This is a genomic window from Streptomyces sp. R28, from assembly GCF_041052385.1.
In the GTDB taxonomy this organism is placed as follows: domain Bacteria; phylum Actinomycetota; class Actinomycetes; order Streptomycetales; family Streptomycetaceae; genus Streptomyces.
The window spans coordinates 2,714,512-2,730,174 of record NZ_CP163439.1 but is presented as its reverse complement, the minus strand read 5'-3'; the positions used below and the strand labels follow the sequence as shown (position 1 = coordinate 2,730,174).

Below are 15,663 nucleotides of genomic sequence, written 5' to 3'. Positions count from 1 at the left end.
GACGTGCGGATCGTCGTCACCAACTGCAACACCACGCAGGAGATGACCGAGGAGATCGTACGAGGTGCCCGGGCCGCGGCAGGCCCGGGCACCACCGTGCTCGGCCTGACCCCCGCGTGGGGGCCGGAGTCGGCGGAGGGGTGGCTCGACAGCTACCTCTCGGCGGCGGCGGTGATGGACGCGCTGCGGACGTACCAGGGCCCCGAGTACGACGCGGTCGTCATGGCCGGCTTCGGGGAGCACGGACGGGAGGGCGTCCGGGAGCTGGTGGACGTACCCGTCGTCGACATCACCGAGGCGGCCGCGCATCTGGCCTGCCTGCTCGGGCGGCGGTACGGCGTGGTGACCACGCTGGAGCGCTCGTGCGGGCAGATCGAGGACAGCCTCGAGACGGCCGGGGTGGGCCGCAACTGCGTCGCCGTGATCGGTACGGGGCTCGGGGTGCTGGAGCTGGAGGACGGCGAGCGCACGGAGTCCGCCTTCCTGGCGGCTGCCGAACGGGCGCGGGACGCGGGTGCCGAGGTCCTGGTGCTGGGGTGCGCGGGGATGACCGGGTTGCAGCGGACCGTGGGGGAGAAGCTGGGGGTTCCGGTGGTCGACGGGGTGGGGGCGGCGGTCAAACTCGCCGAGTCGCTGGTGACGTTGGGGCTGACGACGAGCCGGGCCGGGAGCTATGCGAAGCCGTTGCCGAAGCGGCGGGACTGGGGGCGGACGCGGCAGTGATCACCGAGGGCCGGGACGCCAGACGTACCGCACGTCCGGCTCCTGCTCCTCGTTCCCGCTGCCGTCCGTGCGCTCGACGGCGACGAAGCCGTGCCGCTCGTAGAAGCGGTGGGCGGGCTGGTTGACCTGGAAGGTCCACAGGGACAGTCCGTCCGGCCTGCGTCGCTTGGCGAGGTCGACGAAACGGTTGCCGATGCCGAGGCCGCGCCAGTCGGGGTCGAGATAGAGCTGGGAGAGCTGGTCGCCGTCGAGCACCATGACACCGACGACACGGTCGGCGGCCTCGGCGACCCAGGTCTCCCGCAGCAATACCAGCACCTCCCGGAAGTACGTCCGCACGTCGTCGTCGGAGTGCGGTCGGACGACCGTCGGCAGGGCGGCGGCGAAGGACCGCAGCCACACGTCGGCGGCGGCACCCGCGTCGGTCGCGGTGGCGCGGCGGAGGGCGACACGGCTCATGACTGTGTCCCCTCCTGCGGAACGACGGCCGTGGCCGTGATCTCCACCAGCTGCCCCGTGTATCCGAGGCAGGCAACCCCGAGCAGCGTCGACGAGTGAGGACCGGCGCTCAGCTCCGACGCCTCCACGACCTCCCACACGGCGGACAGCACCGCCGTCTCGCTGCTCACGACGTACACGTCGCTCGACAGCACATGCCCCAAGTCGCTGCCGACCGCGCGCAGTTGCTCCTCGAGGTTGGCGATCACCTGCTCGGCCTGCCGTACGGGGTCGCCTTCGCCGACGAGGTTCCCGTCGGCGTCGAGCGGCACGGATCCGGCGAGGAAGGCGAGCTTTGTGCCGGCCTCGACGACGGAGGCGTGGGAGTAGGTGGGGGGTGGGAAGAGGGTGGGGGCGGTGACGCGCTGGATCATGGGGCTCCTGGGGCTTTCTGAGGGTGCTCGGGAGTCGTCCTGCTTGAGCGGGCAACTCGCCGATCATCCGAGCCCTGACTCGCGCGCGCATCCGAATTTCGGTGGACCGCCGTGCGGCGAGCGCCGATCCCGGGGCGGGGAGGGGAGAGAGGCCTCAGGCCGCCAGTCCGATCAGCCCTCGGTTGAGGACGTTCTCAACCTCAACTGCCCGGACCGTCAGGGGCTCCTCCGACCGGCGGGGGAGGGTGCCCCCTTCCGGGGGCCTGGGAGCCCGGGGCGCCGGAAGGTCGATCAGGTCGCTGACGTTCGCCACCTCCTGCAAGGTCCGCGCCAGCCACACCAGCGTCTCCCGTACGGCAGCGATCTCGCGGCGCAGGCTCTCCGCGTGCTCCCACTCGCGTTCGTGGACCACGGGATCGCGCCCCGCCGGCCGCTGGGACTCGTACGCGGTCAGGCGGGGATGCCACTGCGCGAGGAGCGGACGCAGCACGCGGTTGAGGACGGTGACGGCGAGGACGCCGAAGCTCACATGCCCCGGGGCGAGGGGCGGGGCGACGTCCGGGCCGTAGCGGCGGAGGATCTCGCGAGTGGTGTTGAAGAAGGTGTAGAGGGAGGAGAGCGCCTCGCGCAGGAAGCCCTCGTCGGGGTCCAGCTCCTCGACCGACACGCGCGTGACCAGCTCCAGGTACAGCTCCCAGGCCGCGCTGCGTTCCGCGTCGGCCGGCTCCCAGGTGCCGGATATCTCGCCGACGAACGGAATCGTCAGCTTGGCCGTGATCTGCGACGGACCGCTCGGTCGGCGTCGCCGCGCTGCCTGTGTCCCATGATCGCCCTCCCCGGTACCCACAGTAGGGTAAGTCGCCGTGTGGGACGTCTTCCTCAGCTACAGCCGCGGTGACGTGGAGCGGGTCCGTCCCCTCGCGCGGGCGCTGCGCGACGGCGGGCTCGACGTGTTCACGGACGAGACCGGGGTCGAGTCCTTCGCCGGCATCAGCGCCACCATCCGGCGCGAACTGGGCCGTTCCAAGGCACTGCTGGCGTTCTACTCCACCGGCTACCCCGAGCGCGAGGCCTGCCAGTGGGAGCTGACCACCGCCTATCTGGCGGGACTTGGGGAGGGCGATCGCGGCGCCGGGTCATGGTGGTCAACCCGGAGCGGACGGCGGACCACATCCAGCCCGTGGAACTGCGTGACGCCAGACACGCCGCGCCCGACGACCTCCCCGCCCTCGTGGCCGACGTACGCGCGCACGTGACCCGCCTCGACGGCCCGATGACGCTCGCGGAACCCGGCGTACGGCACTGGCTGCTGGGCACCCCGCAGCCGCGCCCCGACTTCCTGGGCCGCCTCCTGGAGCTCTGGCAGGTGCACTCCGCCCTGCACGCCCACGCCGCACCGCTCGTCACCGGCCGCGCCGCCGCGCACGCCGTGCAGATCCGCGGCATGGCGGGCATCGGCAAGACCCTGCTGGCCCAGGAGTACGCCCTGCGCTTCGAGGCGGCGTACCCCGGCGGCGTGTGCTGGGTGGACGGGGAGGCGTACGAGGATTCGGTGCGCGCCCTCGGCGCAGGCGCAGGTGGCCTCTTCGCTCACTTCGACGCCATCGACGCACCGTTCCTGTGGATCGTCGACGCCGCCCCCGCCGACCGGCTCCCCGCCCGCGACATCGCAGCGATGTCGGCACCGCACCCCCTCGGCCACACCCTGTTCACCCTGCGCAGCCGCGCCTACGACACGCTCGGCACCCCGGTCGACCTGGGGCCGCTCGATCCTCCCCACGCGCGCGTGGGGCCGGGGGCGACGAGGCGCTCGCCGACGCCGTCGACGGCCATCCCCTCGCGCTGGGACTGCTGGGCCGTGCGGTCCGGGCCGGCCACCACCCGGGCGCGCTCTACGACCGGCTGCACGCCCGGGGCCGCTCCCTCCTCGACACCCTCGCCGACGAAGACGTCACCGGCGCCGTCGTACGGGACGTGGACACCACGGACGCCGCCGACGTCCTGCGCTGCGCCGCCGCCCTCCACCCGCTGCCCCTCACCACCGACGACGCGGCACACGTCCTCGCCGCCGCCGACCGCGTCCCCCGGATCGTCGCCCTCCGCCGCGCGGCCAGCGGCGTCCGCGAACTGCGCGCCCGCAGCCTGCTGACCCCCGCAGCCGACGAACGCCGGTCCCTGCACCCCGTGACCCAGCACGCCTGGCACCACCACGACCCGGCCCCCGCCCGCACGGAGGCCCTCCGCCGTGCCGCCCTGCGCACCCTGTGCGGCCGCCGCGACGCGCGTGACCCGGTTACGCTGGCCTTCCCCGGTACCCGGAGGGAGGCACCCATGCCAGCGCCCAGCGAGTCGGAACGGATGGCGGCCTACGACATCCAGGTCGAGCTGGTCACCCGGATCGGGGTGCAGGAGCTGGCGCCGGGGACGGGGAGCCTGCGGGAGGCGGTCACCTCCCTGAAGTCGCTGATCGACTTCACGCGCGCGACGCTGCACACGTACAGCGTGAGCCTGGAGCGCGGCTCGGCAACCGGCGCGCCGACGGTCCGGAGCCTCGCGTACGCCCTGATCAACGAGACGATTCGGCCGTTCACCAGCACCTGGCACCCACGTCTCGCCGCGTACGAGGCCCGGTGGACGTGGCTCCGCTCGACCATGAGGCGGCGTGGCCGCAGGCGGACGCGATGAGGGCCGAACTGGCCGCCCTGCGCGAGCCGTTGGTGCGGATCGCGGAAGGGCTGGGCGGCATCTCCGGGGCGGACTTCGGGGTGGCGGCGACGGGGTGAGGCCGACGGGCGTAATTGCCTGGAGGCGCGGCGGCAGGGCTACGTACGCTGCGCGCATGCCCTCCCTCACCGACCCCGCCTTCCTCGACACCACCGCCGACCGCCTCGCCGCCCTCCCCACCGTCCGGGCCGTCGCCCTCGGCGGCTCCCGAGCCCAGGGCACCCACAGGCCCGACAGCGACTGGGACCTGGCGATCTACTACCGGGGCGCCTTCGATCCCGCGGACCTGCGCGCGGTCGGCTGGGAGGGCGAGGTGTCGGAGGTCGGCGGCTGGGGTGGCGGTGTCTTCAACGGGGGTGCGTGGCTGACGATCGACGGACGGCGCGTCGACGTCCATTACCGCGATCTCGACGTGGTGGAGAGGGAGTTGGCGGAGGCGGAGGAGGGGCGGTTCCGGGTGGAGCCGTTGCTGTTCCATCTCGCGGGCATTCCGAGCTACCTGGTCGTCGCGGAGCTGGCGATCAACCAGGTGCTGCGGGGTGCGCTGCCGCGACCGGCCGGCTATCCGCAGAAGCTGCGCCACACGGCGAGCGAGCGCTGGTACGGCACGGCCCTGGCCACCCTCGGCTATGCGAAGGCCAACCACGCCCCGGCGGGCCGCCTCACCGAGGTCGCGGGGGCCATCGCCACGGCTGCCGTGCAGACCGGGCACGCGGTGTTGGCGGGGCGGGGGGAGTGGGTGACGAACGAGAAGCAGTTGCTGGAGCGGGCGGGGGTGCGGAGCGTCGACGGCGTCATCGGGTCTCTGGACCCGGACCCGGACCCGGACGCGGACTGGTTGGGCGAGGCGGTCGCGGAGGCGGAGGCGTTGTTCGCGCGGGCCATGGGCTGAGGGCAGCCCGCGTGCTTCCCTTCCCGTAGTTGCGTTCATAAAGAACGTGGCGTTTCCACGTATCGTCACATCCCCGAAACGTCACCGTCCCATCCCCTCCAAGAGCCCGCCCTACCGTGGACACCACAGCCTCAAGCCCGGCCACCGTCGCCCGAAGGCACACCCCCGCCCTCGCCCCGACAGGAGCCCCGTGTCCCGCCCCGCACGCCGTGCAGCCCCGGTCCTCGCCCTTCCGCCCTGGCTCGCCCACGCCCTCCGCACCCAGCGCGGACCCGTTCCCTGGAGTGCGGTCGTGCGAGGGGCGTTGGCCGCCGGGCCCCTGCTTCTCGCCGCGGTCCTCGCCGACCGTGTCTCCCTCGGCGTCGTAGCCGCGATCGCGGCCATGCTCGCCGGCATCAACGACCGCCCCGGCAGCCGCCGTGTCTCCGTCAAGCGGCTCGGGGTGCCCGCGCTGGCAGGGGCGGCCGGGCTGTTCGTCGGGACGTACGCCGGGGAGCACATCGGTGCCGTCCCGCTCACGCTTCTCCTCACGGGCCTCGGGCTCTTCGCCGGCGGCATCAGTGCCGTCGGACCCGTCGCCTCCGGCGCCGGTACGCAGTTGCTCGTCGCCTCCGCCATCGGGGCCGGGATGCCGTTGCCGGAGGCCGGGTGGCAGCGGGCCCTCGCCTATCTCGCCGGTGCCGTGTGGCTGCTCGCGTTGCGGCTCGCGCTTCCCACGCCCGGTTCCCTCGCCGGCGACTACCGGTTCGACGGGGAGCGGGACGCCGTCGCCGCCGTGTACGACGCCGTCGGCGAGCTCCTCGACGCCGCGGGCACCGAGCGGGCCACCGCCCGGCGCGTCGCGCTCACCGCCGCTCTCGATCACGCGCAGGACGCCCTCACCGGGCCCCGGCTGCGGCGGTACGCCTCCTCGTCCGCCGAGCGGCGGCTGCACGCACAGTACGCGGCTGCCCTTCCCCTCGCCGAGGCCGCCACCGCGCTCGCCTGGGCCGGGGAACCAGTGCCCGCCCGGGCCTGCGAAGGGCCCCGCCGCCTCGCCGCCGCCGTACGCGGCAACACGCACACCGGCCCCCTCCCCGCGCCCACCCGGTCCGCGCCCGCCCTGCGCGCCCTCGACGACGCCCTGCTGCATGCCGCCGATGCCTTCGACCGGGGCGAGGGCAACAGCGACGACCTGCACACCCGGCGTCGTACGGCAAAGGACCTCCGCCGAGCCGTGTTCGGGGCCGGGGGCAGGGAGTACGGGCTGCGCGTCGCCCTGTGCTTCGGGGCCAGTGCCGCCATCGCCCAGGCCCTGCACCACGCCCAGTGGTACGGGCAGCACGAGCATTGGTACTGGCTGCCCGCCACCGCCGTGTTCCTCGTCAAGCCCGACCTCGGGCCGCTCGCGTCCCGCGTGCTGTCCCGGGCAGTCGGCACCGTGCTGGGCGCTCTCCTCTTCGCCGGGTTCGCGGCCGTGCTGCCCCGGCCGGAGGGGCTCATCGCGCTCGTGGCTCTCAGCGGCGCCCTCATTCCCGTGGCCACTCGGCACTTCGCCGCCCAGACCGCCGTCGTGACCGTTCTCGTGCTCGCCCTGGTGATGGTGGGCGGCGAGCCGCAGGCTTCCGCGAGCCGGATCGGGGAGACGTTGCTGGCCTGCGCGATCGTGCTGGTCGTGGGGCATCTGCCGATGCCGGGGCAGCGGGGCGGGGGAGTGCGGGCACGCCTCGCCGCGGCCAACCGGGCGGCGCATGCCTACCTCGCGCATGTGCTGCGTGACTCCGACGCCCGTCCCGCGCTCCAGCCCGATCCCCATGACGTGCCCGACGGCCGTGACCCGGTCCGCTCCGGTGACCGTGCCCTGCGCTGGACCCTCCGCCGCGAGGCCTACCGTGCGCTCGCCGAGGCGCGGGCCGCCATCGCTCTCGCCGCCGCGGAACTCCCCGCGCTCGCTCGGCACACGGAGGGCGCGGACGAAATCGTCGCCACCCTCGAGCAGCTCGTCGACACGACCACCGCGTGCGCCGTGCACCTCCACGACTCGGGTCGGCTCACCCCCTGGCACACCGCCCATCTCGCCGAGTTGCTGGAAGAGCTCGCGCACGAGCGCGACCGGGTCGGGCTACGGGGCCCCGCGGCCCCCGACGTGCCGCTGCTCGCCGGCTGACATGGGCGCGGCGGCCCGCACCCTGTCCCGGACCCCTCAGTCCCCGACCCGAACCCACACCGGCGCGTGATCCGACCCCGCCTCGCCCCGCCGCTCCTTCGGATCCGCCCCGACCGACGGCAGCTCCCGCGCACCGGCCCCCGGCGCCCCCGTCCCCGCCGCCGTCACCCGGTGGACCAGACGGTGGCTGCACAGTATGTGGTCGATCAGCTCACGCCGCCCGGAGTTCACCCGCGAGAACCGCTGCTCGACGGGGATGAGCGGCGCCACGTTCCACAGGCGGCCGGCGTCGCCCTTGTCGGCCGTCCTGAAACCGGACGTGCCGATCTCCGAGCCGGGCGGGCCCAGCAGGATCTGCGTCGTCGCCGCCTGCACCTCGTCGTTGAGGTCGCCGAGGACGGCCACGTCACTCCGGCGTCCTTCACCGGCCAGCAGGACGTCCGCCAGCGCGCGCAGCGCCGTCGCCTCCGCCGCCCGCCGGTAGAGGGCGTAGGCGCCGTAGCGGGCCCGTTCGCCCTCGTCGCGGGGGAAGAAACGATCGCCGGGATACGTCAGGAGCTTCGACTTCAGGTGGGCCACGGCCACCCGCAGCGGCCCGGCGCCGGTCTCCGTCTGTACGGCGAGGAAACCCCGGCCCGCCTCCGACACCGGTACACCGCCGTCGGCCGCCTGCACCGGGAGCAGCTTCGCCGGGAACGCGTTCGTGTCGTGCAGCACCTCCAGCGGCGTACGACTGACGAAACCGACCCGGATGCCCCGCCCGTCCGCGTGCTCGGAGAGCGCCACGTGCCAGTCGCCCGCCAGCATCCCGACCAGGTCCCGCAGGGCATCCGGCTCCCCGACCTCCTGTACGGCGAGCAGCGCCGGGTCGAGCTCCGTGACGGTCGCGGCCAGCGCGGCGAGCTTCGTCTCGTACGTGGCCTTGTCCTTGGGGCCGAACGCGCCGCCGGGCCGGTAGAGGTTCTCCAGGTTCCAGGTGCCGAGGAGCATGCCGGGCTCCTTCCAGAAGCCGTGGGCCGTCAAGCCGTCGCCGTGGGCCGTGGTGAGGCCAGCGTGCCCGTGCGTCAGGTCCGTGCGACAGCCCCGTGACCGGATGCGCGGTTCATCTCACGCGACCCGACGACCGCGTCGTACGTTGGCGTGATGACGCCTTCTCCCGCAGAAGCTCCCGCCGACCTCGTCATCACCGGCTGCACCGTCCTCGTGCACGACGATCAGGAGCGGATCGGGTTCGAGGAGGACGCCGCGATCGTCGTACGAGGCGGAGTCGTCGAGGCTGTCACGACCGCCGACGCCGTGCGTGACCGACCCGCCGTCGAGCGCCTCGACGCGCCCGGCCAGGTCGCCCTCCCGGGCCTCGTCAACTGCCACACCCACGCCCCGATGGTCGCCCTGCGCGGTGTCGCCGAGGACCTGCCCACCGAGGAGTGGTTCAACGACGTCGTCTGGCCCGTCGAGTCCAACCTCACCGAGCGGGACGTGGAGTTGGGGGCGCGGCTCGCCTGCGCCGAGATGATCCGCGGCGGCGTCACCTGCTTCGCCGACCACTACTTCTCGATGGACGCCGTCGCCGCCGTCGTGACCGAGTGCGGGATCCGAGCCCACCTCGGCGAGGCCTACTTCTCCTCCCAGGGTCCGCAAGGCCGGGAGAGGTCGCTGGAGTTCGCGCTGCGGCAGCGCGGCGGCGCCGACGGCCGTATCACCACCGCCCTCGCCCCGCACGCCCCCTACACCGTCGACGACGCCGACCTGGCCGCCACCGCCGAACTCGCCCGCGAGCACGGCCTCCCCGTCCACCTCCACGCCTCCGAGAACCGCGACCAGGCCGAAACCAGCCTCGCCCGCCACGGGGTCACCCCCATCGAGGTCCTGCAGCGCACCGGAATCCTCGACGTCGACGTCCTCATCGCGCACGGCACGGGCATCCTCGACCGCGACCTGCCGGTCCTGGGGAGTGCCTCCGGGCATACGGCCGTCGCCACCGCTCCCCGCGGCTACCTGAAGTTCGCCTGGCCCACCACGACACCCGTCCGCGCCCTGCACGACATCGGCATCCCCGTCGGCCTCGCCACGGACGGCGCCGCCTCCAACAACTCCCTCGACGTATGGGAGTCGATGGCGCTCACCGCCCTCATCCAGAAGTCGACCACCGGCGATCCGCGCTGGCTGACCGCCCGTCAGGCCCTGCACCACGCCACCCTGCAGAGCGCCCGCGCGGTCGGACTCGGTGACGCGGTCGGCAGCATCGCACCCGGCCGGCGCGCCGACATCATCCTGGTCGACCTCACCGGCCCGCACACCCAGCCCGTCCACGACCTCGCCGCCACCCTCGTGCACAGCGCCCGCTCCTGCGACGTCCGCACGACCATCGTCGACGGGCGGGTCCTGATGCGCGACCGGGAGCTATTGACCATCGATGTGCCGACGGTGGTAAGGGAGTTGGGGGAGCGAATGCCCGCGCTCCTGGACCGGAGCCACGGCAAGCGCATCCAGGAATACGACACCTAGGCTGAGGCCCATGGACCTCGCCGACGGCCTCATCGACCACCCGTACGACGTGTACCGGCGCCTGCGCGACAGCGCGCCGGTCCACCGCGTCGCCGGCCCCGACGGCAGTCCCGCCTGGCTCGTCACCCGCTACGACGACGTCCGCGAGGCCCTCGCCGATCCGCGCCTCTCCCTGGACAAGAGGCATGCGACGCCGGGGAGTTACCGGGGCCTCGCCCTCCCTCCCGCCCTCGACGCCAACCTCCTCAACATGGACCCGCCCGACCACACCCGCATCCGCCGTCTGGTCGGCCGCGCCTTCACACCGAGCCGCATCGCACAACTGCGTACGCCCATACGGCAGACCGCCGACCGTCTCCTCGACGCCCTCGGCCCGCTCGGCACCACCGACCTGATCGCCTCCTACGCCGCACCCCTCCCCGTCACCGTCATCTGCGACCTCCTCGGCGTCCCGGACGAGCACCGACGGGACTTTTGGGAGTGGACCGACGCCCTGGTCGCCCCCGACCCAGCGCGACCGCAGGCCGCGAAGGAGGCGGTGGTGGCGATGCTCGGCTTCTTCACCCGGCTCCTCGCCGACAAGCGCGAGGAACCCGGCGACGATCTGCTCTCCGACCTGATCGCGGTCCGCGACGAGGGCGACCGGCTGAGCGAGGACGAGCTGATGTCCCTCGCCTTCCTCATCCTCTTCGCCGGGTACGAGAACACCGTGCAGCTCATCGGCAACGCCGTGCTCGCGCTGCTCAGCCACCCGGAGCAGCTCGCCGCCCTGCGCGAGGACCCGTCCCGAATCCCCGCCGCCGTCGAGGAGCTCGCCCGCTACGACGGCCCCGCCCTGCTCGCCATCCGCCGTTTCCCGACCGAGGACGTCACGATCGGAGGTGTCACCGTCCCCGCCGGCGACACCGTCCTGCTCTCCCTCTCCGCCGCCAACCGCGACCCCGCCCGCTTCCCCGACCCCGACCGCCTCGACCTCGGCCGCGACGCCTTTGGCCACCTCGCGCTCGGACACGGCATCCACTACTGCCTCGGCGCCCCGCTGGCCCGAGCCGAGGCCGAGATCGCCCTGGCCGCGCTGCTGGAACGGTTCCCCGCACTCGACCTCGCGGACAGGGAGCTCCGGTGGCGCCGCTCCCTGCGCGCGCGTGGCCTGCTCGCGCTCCCGGTGACGTACTCCGAAGCCGAAAGCACGCCGAAGAGTGCTCCGAAAAGATCTCCCGAAATTCTCCGGGCCCGGCGATGAGTTCGGCCCCTGCCGCCGGTCACCACTCAGAACGGACCGTTGCACAGGAGGGGCGCCCCATGTCGCTTCCGGAGATCGTCTCGCGCGAGCAGTGGCGTGCGGCACGCGAGGAACTGCTGGCCAAGGAGAAGGCGGCCACGCGCGCGCGTGACGCGCTCAACGCCGAGCGGCGCAGGCTGCCCATGGTCGAGGTCGAGGAGGAGTACGTCTTCGAGGGAGGCGACGGCAAGGCCACCCTGCTCGACCTGTTCGAGGGGCGGCACCAACTCGTCGTCCACCACTTCATGTTCGCCCCCGAATGGGACGCCGGCTGCCGCAGTTGCTCGGGTTTCCTGGACCAGATCGGGCATCTGGCGCACCTGAAGGCGCGTGGGACGACGCTTGTGGCCGTCTCCAGGGCGCCGTACACGAAGATCCTGCCGTTCAAGGCGCGCATGGGCTGGACGGTGCCCTGGTACTCGTCGTACGGCAGCGACTTCAACCACGACTTCGAGGTGACCCTGGAGCGCGAGGGCGAGCCGCTGGAACGGCCCGGTGTCAGCTGCTTCCTGCGGGACGGGGAACGCGTCTTCCACACCTACTCGACTTACGAGCGCGGCCTCGACGGGCTGGGCTCGACCACCGGCTTCCTGGACCTCACCGCGCTGGGCCGGCAGGAGGAGTGGGAGGAGCCCGAGGGGCGCGCGTCGGCTCTTGGGGCGCCTGCGGGCAGCGAACGCATCCGCTATCACGATGAGTATGAGGAGTGAAGCGGAGCGTAGTGGTGGATCATCGAGAGTGAGCGGGCGCTCACACATCGCGGTGAACGAGTGTCAACTACGTCTCAGTCCCGTCACTGGGCGAGGCGTTTCACCTCCGGCAGGCGTTAACTCCTACAAGTACAACGCTTACTGGAGGTGCAGGATGGTGAACGGGCGAACAGTGCTCGAACGCTTTCCCGCGGGCGGGCCGCGGGGATCGTGGCCCGCGGAGGAGTTCGCACACGCGCGGCGTATGGAGGGTCTGGACGCCGAGGTCGTCATGGACCTTGCGACGGACGCGTTCCTGGTGGTCGTCCGCGGTGACCTCGCGGCTGACGCCGCCGCGTGACATGAGGGCCGGGGCGGGTCGGGGCGTTCCCTGCCGGGCCTTCGTGCTGATCAGCCCGCCTTCGGGGCGGGCACCCGTGTCGTGAACTGCTCCGCCTGGAGCGAGTACAGCTCGGCGTAGACACCGCCGGTGGCCAGCAGTTCGTCGGGCGTGCCGGACTCCACCAGCCGCCCTTGGTCGAGGACATGCACCAGATCGGCATGGCGTACGGACGCCAGCCGGTGGGTGATGAGGACGACCGTCTGTCCGGCGGACGCCAGCGCGCGGATCTTCTCGAAGACCTCCAGCTCGGCCCGCGCGTCCAGGGCCGCGGTCGGCTCGTCCACGATCAGGATGTGGCCGCGCCGGTAGGCGGCCCGGGCGATCCCGAGCCGCTGCCACTGACCGCCGGACAGCTCGTGCCCGCCGCTGAAGTGGCGGGCCAGCAGGGTGTCCAGGCCGCGCGGCAGATCGGCGACCACGTCCTCGGCCCCGGCCTCGGCGAGCGAGGCGGCCAGACGTTCCTCGGTGAGGGGCGCGGACGAGCGGCCGACGGCCACATTGACCCGGGCGGTGAACGGCCAGCGCTTGAAGTCCTGGGCCACCATCGCGATGCGCTCGGCGAGTTGGTGCCGGTCGGCGCCGGCCGCGTCGACGTCGTCCCACAGGATCCGGCCCCGGTCCGGGATGTACAGGCCCGCCAGCAGCTTCACCAGCGTCGTCTTGCCGGAGCCGTTCTCGCCGACCAGCGCGACGATCCGGCCGAGGGGGAGGGTGAGCGTGACGTCGTCGAGGGCGGGGCGGGCGGATTCGCCGGGGTAGCTGAAGGTGACGTTCTCGAAGCGGACCTCCCGCGGTTCCTCCGGCAGGGCGGCCCCACCGACCGGAATCGCGCGCTCGGCCGCCTCGACGTACAGCCGCTGCAGATCGCCCACGAAGAGGGCCTCCTCGTGGAGGGCGTTGACCTCCAGGACCAGGGTGTCGAGGCTCGAAGAGCCGGTGCGGATGGCGATGACGGCCGTACCCGCCACGGAGAGCGCCATCGCGCCGGCCAGCAGCAGCCCGCCCAGCGTCGCGTACGTCGCGACGGTCGCGAGCCCCGTCCACGCCGCCGCGATGAGCCCCGTACGTGCCGCCAGCCGGGCCAGCCGCGCCTGCTCCGCCTCCGCCGTCTCCGACATCGCCCGGTAGTGGCGCAGCAGGAAAGGCCCGACGCCATGGACGCGGATCTCGGGCGCGGCGGCGGGCTCGGTGAGCAGCCCGCTGATCAGATGGCCCGCGCGGGAGTGCTGCACCCAGGTGTGGAAGGACTCGTAACGCCGCCGGGCGTTGGTCAGGGCACTCCAGGCGCTGGGCAGCGTCATGGTGGCGAGGAGGGGGAGCAGGGCGGGGTGCAGCACGGTGAGCACGCCGGCCGCGGCGATCAGCGAGATGGCCGCGTTCACGACGCGGGTGCTGTACGCGATCATGCGGCGGGCGGCACCCGCGCCGTACTGCGCGGTGTCCAGCAGCTTGTGGAAGGCGTGGTCCTCGATCGCGGCCAGCTCCACGGCCGCCGCCCGCTCCAGATACAGCTCGGTCGCCACTCGCTCGACCTTGGGCTCCAGGCGCCCGGTCGCATACGTCGAAGCGGCCCGCAGCAACGTCGAGACCACCATCACGACAGCCATCGCGACGAGCGCGGGAACGGCCCCCCGTAACCGCTCCTCCAGTGCCCCGCCCCCGATCAGCCGCCCCAGCACGCTGTTCACGGCGAGCAGCCCGACCGCCTGTCCCAGCCCCCGCCCCACCTCGGCCACCAGCACGGTCCGCGCGGCCCGCCGGTCGGCCTGCCAGGCGAGCCGGAAACTCGACGCCAACAGCGACGGCAACCGCGTCACCAGGGCCCGGAAGCTCAACTCCAGAAAGGCGTCCCGGTGCTGATTCCACCCCATGTCGTACCGCAGGGGACCCCCGAAGAGCAGCCGCTCCGACTCAGAAACCCCGCTCTCACCAGCACCGCGCTTCTTCCCCACGCCAGTCCCTCCCCCGACCGCCCTCGTGACGGAGGGCCACTATGGCGGGGTGGGGGGCGTTCGGGGGAGGGCGCGAGGTGGGGGTGGCGGATGCGCGCGGGCGTACGCCGTGAGGGCGGGGCGGCGGTGCCGAAACGGGTGGTCGCTTGTCGTCGCCGGCCCGCGCTCCTCCACCCCCAGCACCCGCAGCCAACCGGTCCTACCGGCCCTACCGGCGGAGCCTCACGCGCTGATCTGCCGAGACCACGTAGGCGTAGTCCCCGTCACCCGGCACAACGCCAAATACAAAGGAATGGGCGGCGTATAAGGCACCGTCCCGTCCGGCCGGTGAATCAGCCGGGGAGTGTCCAGCACCATCGCCCCCGTCGTGTACCGCACAGCCGCCGGCCACTCCAGCGCGTAGTCCGAGTCGGACGGCACGATCCACCACCAGTGCACGTCGTCGGCGTACACGCACCCCACACGAGGCAGCCGAGGCAGGACCAGCGGCCCGAAGCGCGCGGGAACGGCCACCGCGTCGCAGCCCAGCGGCGCCGTCATGCCGTCGGGAACGGGCAGCCGCCGAGGAACCGCAGCGGAGCGCATACCGCGGCGGAACCGGACCAGCGAGTCCAGGCTCAGCACCTGACCGCCACCGGACGCGCCGCTCACAGCCATGCGGACCCCGTTCCCCCACCGTGCCGCGCCTGCGCCTCGTCCTCGTCGTCCGAACCCCCGGCCGGACCCGGCTTGGGCCGGGATCCCCACCCGAGGTCGTTGTACGGCCCGGTGTTGTCAGGGAGGTCGCCAGGGGAGTCGACAGGGGAGGCGTCCGGGAACCCGGTCGCGCGCCGCAGGTCCGCCCAGACGACCAGCCCGGCCCCCTGCTCCCGGGTCCCCCACGCGTGGCAGAGGGCGTCGATGAGAAGCAGTCCCCTCCCGTGCTCCTCCTCGGGTCGCGCCGCCAACGGATGGGGCTCACTCGGCGCGCACCCCTCGTCGCGCACGGCTATGCGCACCAGCTCGGCGCCATCGCGCAGCTCGCAGACGATGTGTTCGCTCGCGGTGTGCGCGATCGCGTTGGTGACCAGCTCGGACACGACCAGAGCCGCCGTGTCGCAGGTGTCCTCGCACACCGCCCAGCCGTTCAGCCGCGCCCGGGTCAGGCGTCTGGCCTGCGCGGGCGAACCCGGATGCGCGGCCAGTTCGAAGCGGAACCGGCGCTCGGCGGCGGCGCCCCGCTGGGGCCCGACTGCCGGGGCGGTACCGAGGCCGTGGGGGGCCTCGGCGTTTGTTCCTAAGGGTGGGGACGGAATCACGCTTGCCACTATCGCCCCGCCGTGAACACTTGGCAAGTGTCACTCTGAAAATTGCAGAGTGCTGTGTGACGCGGTGGAAGGCCGTGGCACACTGCTCGCAACAGCAGGTCGAGCGGCGCCAGTTGGGATCGCCGAGGATCCATCGGTTCACCGGGGTCTTCGAATAGGTCTTCG

General features: G+C 72.8%; 16 protein-coding genes. 9 read left to right on the top strand and 7 right to left on the bottom strand.

The genetic code is table 11. The features are described from left to right. The first annotated feature begins 3 nt into the window (after window positions 1-3). Window positions 4-723 (top strand): aspartate/glutamate racemase family protein, encoded by a 720-nt coding sequence (locus AB5J49_RS11995; RefSeq protein ID WP_369168574.1) that lies wholly within the window; start codon window positions 4-6, stop codon window positions 721-723. Here the strand turns inward: AB5J49_RS11995 and AB5J49_RS11990 are convergent, their stop codons facing one another. The 3 genes from AB5J49_RS11990 to AB5J49_RS11980 all read right to left on the bottom strand — a co-directional run bounded on the left by AB5J49_RS11990 (window position 724) and on the right by AB5J49_RS11980 (window position 2,442). Beyond that, window positions 724-1,182 (bottom strand): GNAT family N-acetyltransferase, encoded by a 459-nt coding sequence (locus AB5J49_RS11990; protein ID WP_369168573.1) that lies wholly within the window; start codon window positions 1,180-1,182, stop codon window positions 724-726. After that, window positions 1,179-1,595 carry a RidA family protein gene (locus tag AB5J49_RS11985; RefSeq protein ID WP_369168572.1) on the bottom strand — a complete coding sequence of 139 codons (417 nt, stop codon included), beginning with the start codon at window positions 1,593-1,595 and terminating at the stop codon, window positions 1,179-1,181. Before AB5J49_RS11985 ends, AB5J49_RS11990 begins: the two co-directional genes overlap by 4 nt. Window positions 1,596-1,749: 154 nt before the next feature. Next, complete coding sequence (locus AB5J49_RS11980) at window positions 1,750-2,442, bottom strand: hypothetical protein (protein WP_369168571.1); 693 nt, start codon at window positions 2,440-2,442, stop codon at window positions 1,750-1,752. Window positions 2,443-2,458: 16 nt separating this feature from the next. On the opposite strand from AB5J49_RS11980, the gene AB5J49_RS11975 reads away from it, so the two are divergent. The 4 genes from AB5J49_RS11975 to AB5J49_RS11960 all read left to right on the top strand — a co-directional run bounded on the left by AB5J49_RS11975 (window position 2,459) and on the right by AB5J49_RS11960 (window position 7,357). After that, a complete protein-coding gene (locus AB5J49_RS11975) occupies window positions 2,459-2,851 on the top strand; it encodes a toll/interleukin-1 receptor domain-containing protein (RefSeq protein WP_369168570.1) in 393 nt (130 codons plus the stop codon). After that, a complete protein-coding gene (locus AB5J49_RS11970; protein WP_369168569.1) occupies window positions 2,776-3,744 on the top strand; it encodes a hypothetical protein in 969 nt (322 codons plus the stop codon). Before AB5J49_RS11975 ends, AB5J49_RS11970 begins: the two co-directional genes overlap by 76 nt. Window positions 3,745-4,434: 690 nt before the next feature. Then, the gene (locus AB5J49_RS11965) at window positions 4,435-5,211 is read left to right on the top strand and encodes a nucleotidyltransferase domain-containing protein (protein ID WP_369168568.1); all 777 of its coding nucleotides are present in this window, start codon (window positions 4,435-4,437) and stop codon (window positions 5,209-5,211) included. A gap of 190 nt (window positions 5,212-5,401) precedes the next feature. Next, the gene (locus tag AB5J49_RS11960) at window positions 5,402-7,357 is read left to right on the top strand and encodes an FUSC family protein (protein ID WP_369168567.1); all 1,956 of its coding nucleotides are present in this window, start codon (window positions 5,402-5,404) and stop codon (window positions 7,355-7,357) included. A 36-nt stretch (window positions 7,358-7,393) separates the two neighbouring features. On the opposite strand, the gene AB5J49_RS11955 is transcribed toward AB5J49_RS11960, so the two are convergent. After that, window positions 7,394-8,347, bottom strand: coding sequence for an endonuclease/exonuclease/phosphatase family protein (locus AB5J49_RS11955; protein WP_369168566.1), 954 nt, complete (start codon window positions 8,345-8,347; stop codon window positions 7,394-7,396). Between the two features lie 153 nt (window positions 8,348-8,500). Between AB5J49_RS11955 and AB5J49_RS11950 the strand changes: the two genes are divergently transcribed. From AB5J49_RS11950 to AB5J49_RS11935, 4 genes are all read left to right on the top strand, one after another. Then, the gene (locus tag AB5J49_RS11950) at window positions 8,501-9,865 is read left to right on the top strand and encodes an amidohydrolase (RefSeq protein ID WP_369168565.1); all 1,365 of its coding nucleotides are present in this window, start codon (window positions 8,501-8,503) and stop codon (window positions 9,863-9,865) included. A gap of 10 nt (window positions 9,866-9,875) precedes the next feature. Next, window positions 9,876-11,108, top strand: a complete 1,233-nt coding sequence (locus AB5J49_RS11945) for a cytochrome P450 (RefSeq protein WP_369168564.1) — start codon at window positions 9,876-9,878, stop codon at window positions 11,106-11,108. Between the two features lie 59 nt (window positions 11,109-11,167). Further along, window positions 11,168-11,857: a DUF899 domain-containing protein gene (locus AB5J49_RS11940; protein ID WP_369168563.1), complete on the top strand. Its 690-nt coding sequence runs from the start codon at window positions 11,168-11,170 to the stop codon at window positions 11,855-11,857. A 154-nt stretch (window positions 11,858-12,011) separates the two neighbouring features. Further along, window positions 12,012-12,197, top strand: coding sequence for a hypothetical protein (locus AB5J49_RS11935; protein ID WP_369168562.1), 186 nt, complete (start codon window positions 12,012-12,014; stop codon window positions 12,195-12,197). 50 nt (window positions 12,198-12,247) lie between these two features. Here the strand turns inward: AB5J49_RS11935 and AB5J49_RS11930 are convergent, their stop codons facing one another. The 3 genes from AB5J49_RS11930 to AB5J49_RS11920 form a co-directional block, all read right to left on the bottom strand. Next, window positions 12,248-14,191, bottom strand: coding sequence for an ABC transporter ATP-binding protein (locus AB5J49_RS11930; protein WP_369168561.1), 1,944 nt, complete (start codon window positions 14,189-14,191; stop codon window positions 12,248-12,250). A gap of 222 nt (window positions 14,192-14,413) precedes the next feature. Further along, on the bottom strand, window positions 14,414-14,848 hold the full coding sequence (locus AB5J49_RS11925) for a hypothetical protein (RefSeq protein WP_369168560.1): 435 nt from the start codon (window positions 14,846-14,848) through the stop codon (window positions 14,414-14,416). After that, a complete protein-coding gene (locus tag AB5J49_RS11920) occupies window positions 14,839-15,498 on the bottom strand; it encodes an ATP-binding protein (RefSeq protein ID WP_369168559.1) in 660 nt (219 codons plus the stop codon). The genes AB5J49_RS11925 and AB5J49_RS11920 overlap by 10 nt, the downstream gene beginning before the upstream one ends. Window positions 15,499-15,663: the final 165 nt, after the last annotated feature.

Excerpts from the sequence above, each read along its gene's own strand:
- AB5J49_RS11990 (WP_369168573.1), bottom strand. The coding sequence starts at position 1,182 with ATGAGCCGTGTCGCCCTCCGCCGCGCCACCGCGACCGACGCGGGTGCC.
- AB5J49_RS11985 (WP_369168572.1), bottom strand. The coding sequence starts at position 1,595 with ATGATCCAGCGCGTCACCGCCCCCACCCTCTTCCCACCCCCCACCTAC.
- AB5J49_RS11965 (WP_369168568.1), top strand. The coding sequence starts at position 4,435 with ATGCCCTCCCTCACCGACCCCGCCTTCCTCGACACCACCGCCGACCGC.
- AB5J49_RS11955 (WP_369168566.1), bottom strand. The coding sequence starts at position 8,347 with ATGCTCCTCGGCACCTGGAACCTGGAGAACCTCTACCGGCCCGGCGGC.
- AB5J49_RS11950 (WP_369168565.1), top strand. The coding sequence starts at position 8,501 with ATGACGCCTTCTCCCGCAGAAGCTCCCGCCGACCTCGTCATCACCGGC.
- AB5J49_RS11945 (WP_369168564.1), top strand. The coding sequence starts at position 9,876 with ATGGACCTCGCCGACGGCCTCATCGACCACCCGTACGACGTGTACCGG.
- AB5J49_RS11940 (WP_369168563.1), top strand. The coding sequence starts at position 11,168 with ATGTCGCTTCCGGAGATCGTCTCGCGCGAGCAGTGGCGTGCGGCACGC.
- AB5J49_RS11935 (WP_369168562.1), top strand. The coding sequence starts at position 12,012 with ATGGTGAACGGGCGAACAGTGCTCGAACGCTTTCCCGCGGGCGGGCCG.
- AB5J49_RS11925 (WP_369168560.1), bottom strand. The coding sequence starts at position 14,848 with ATGGCTGTGAGCGGCGCGTCCGGTGGCGGTCAGGTGCTGAGCCTGGAC.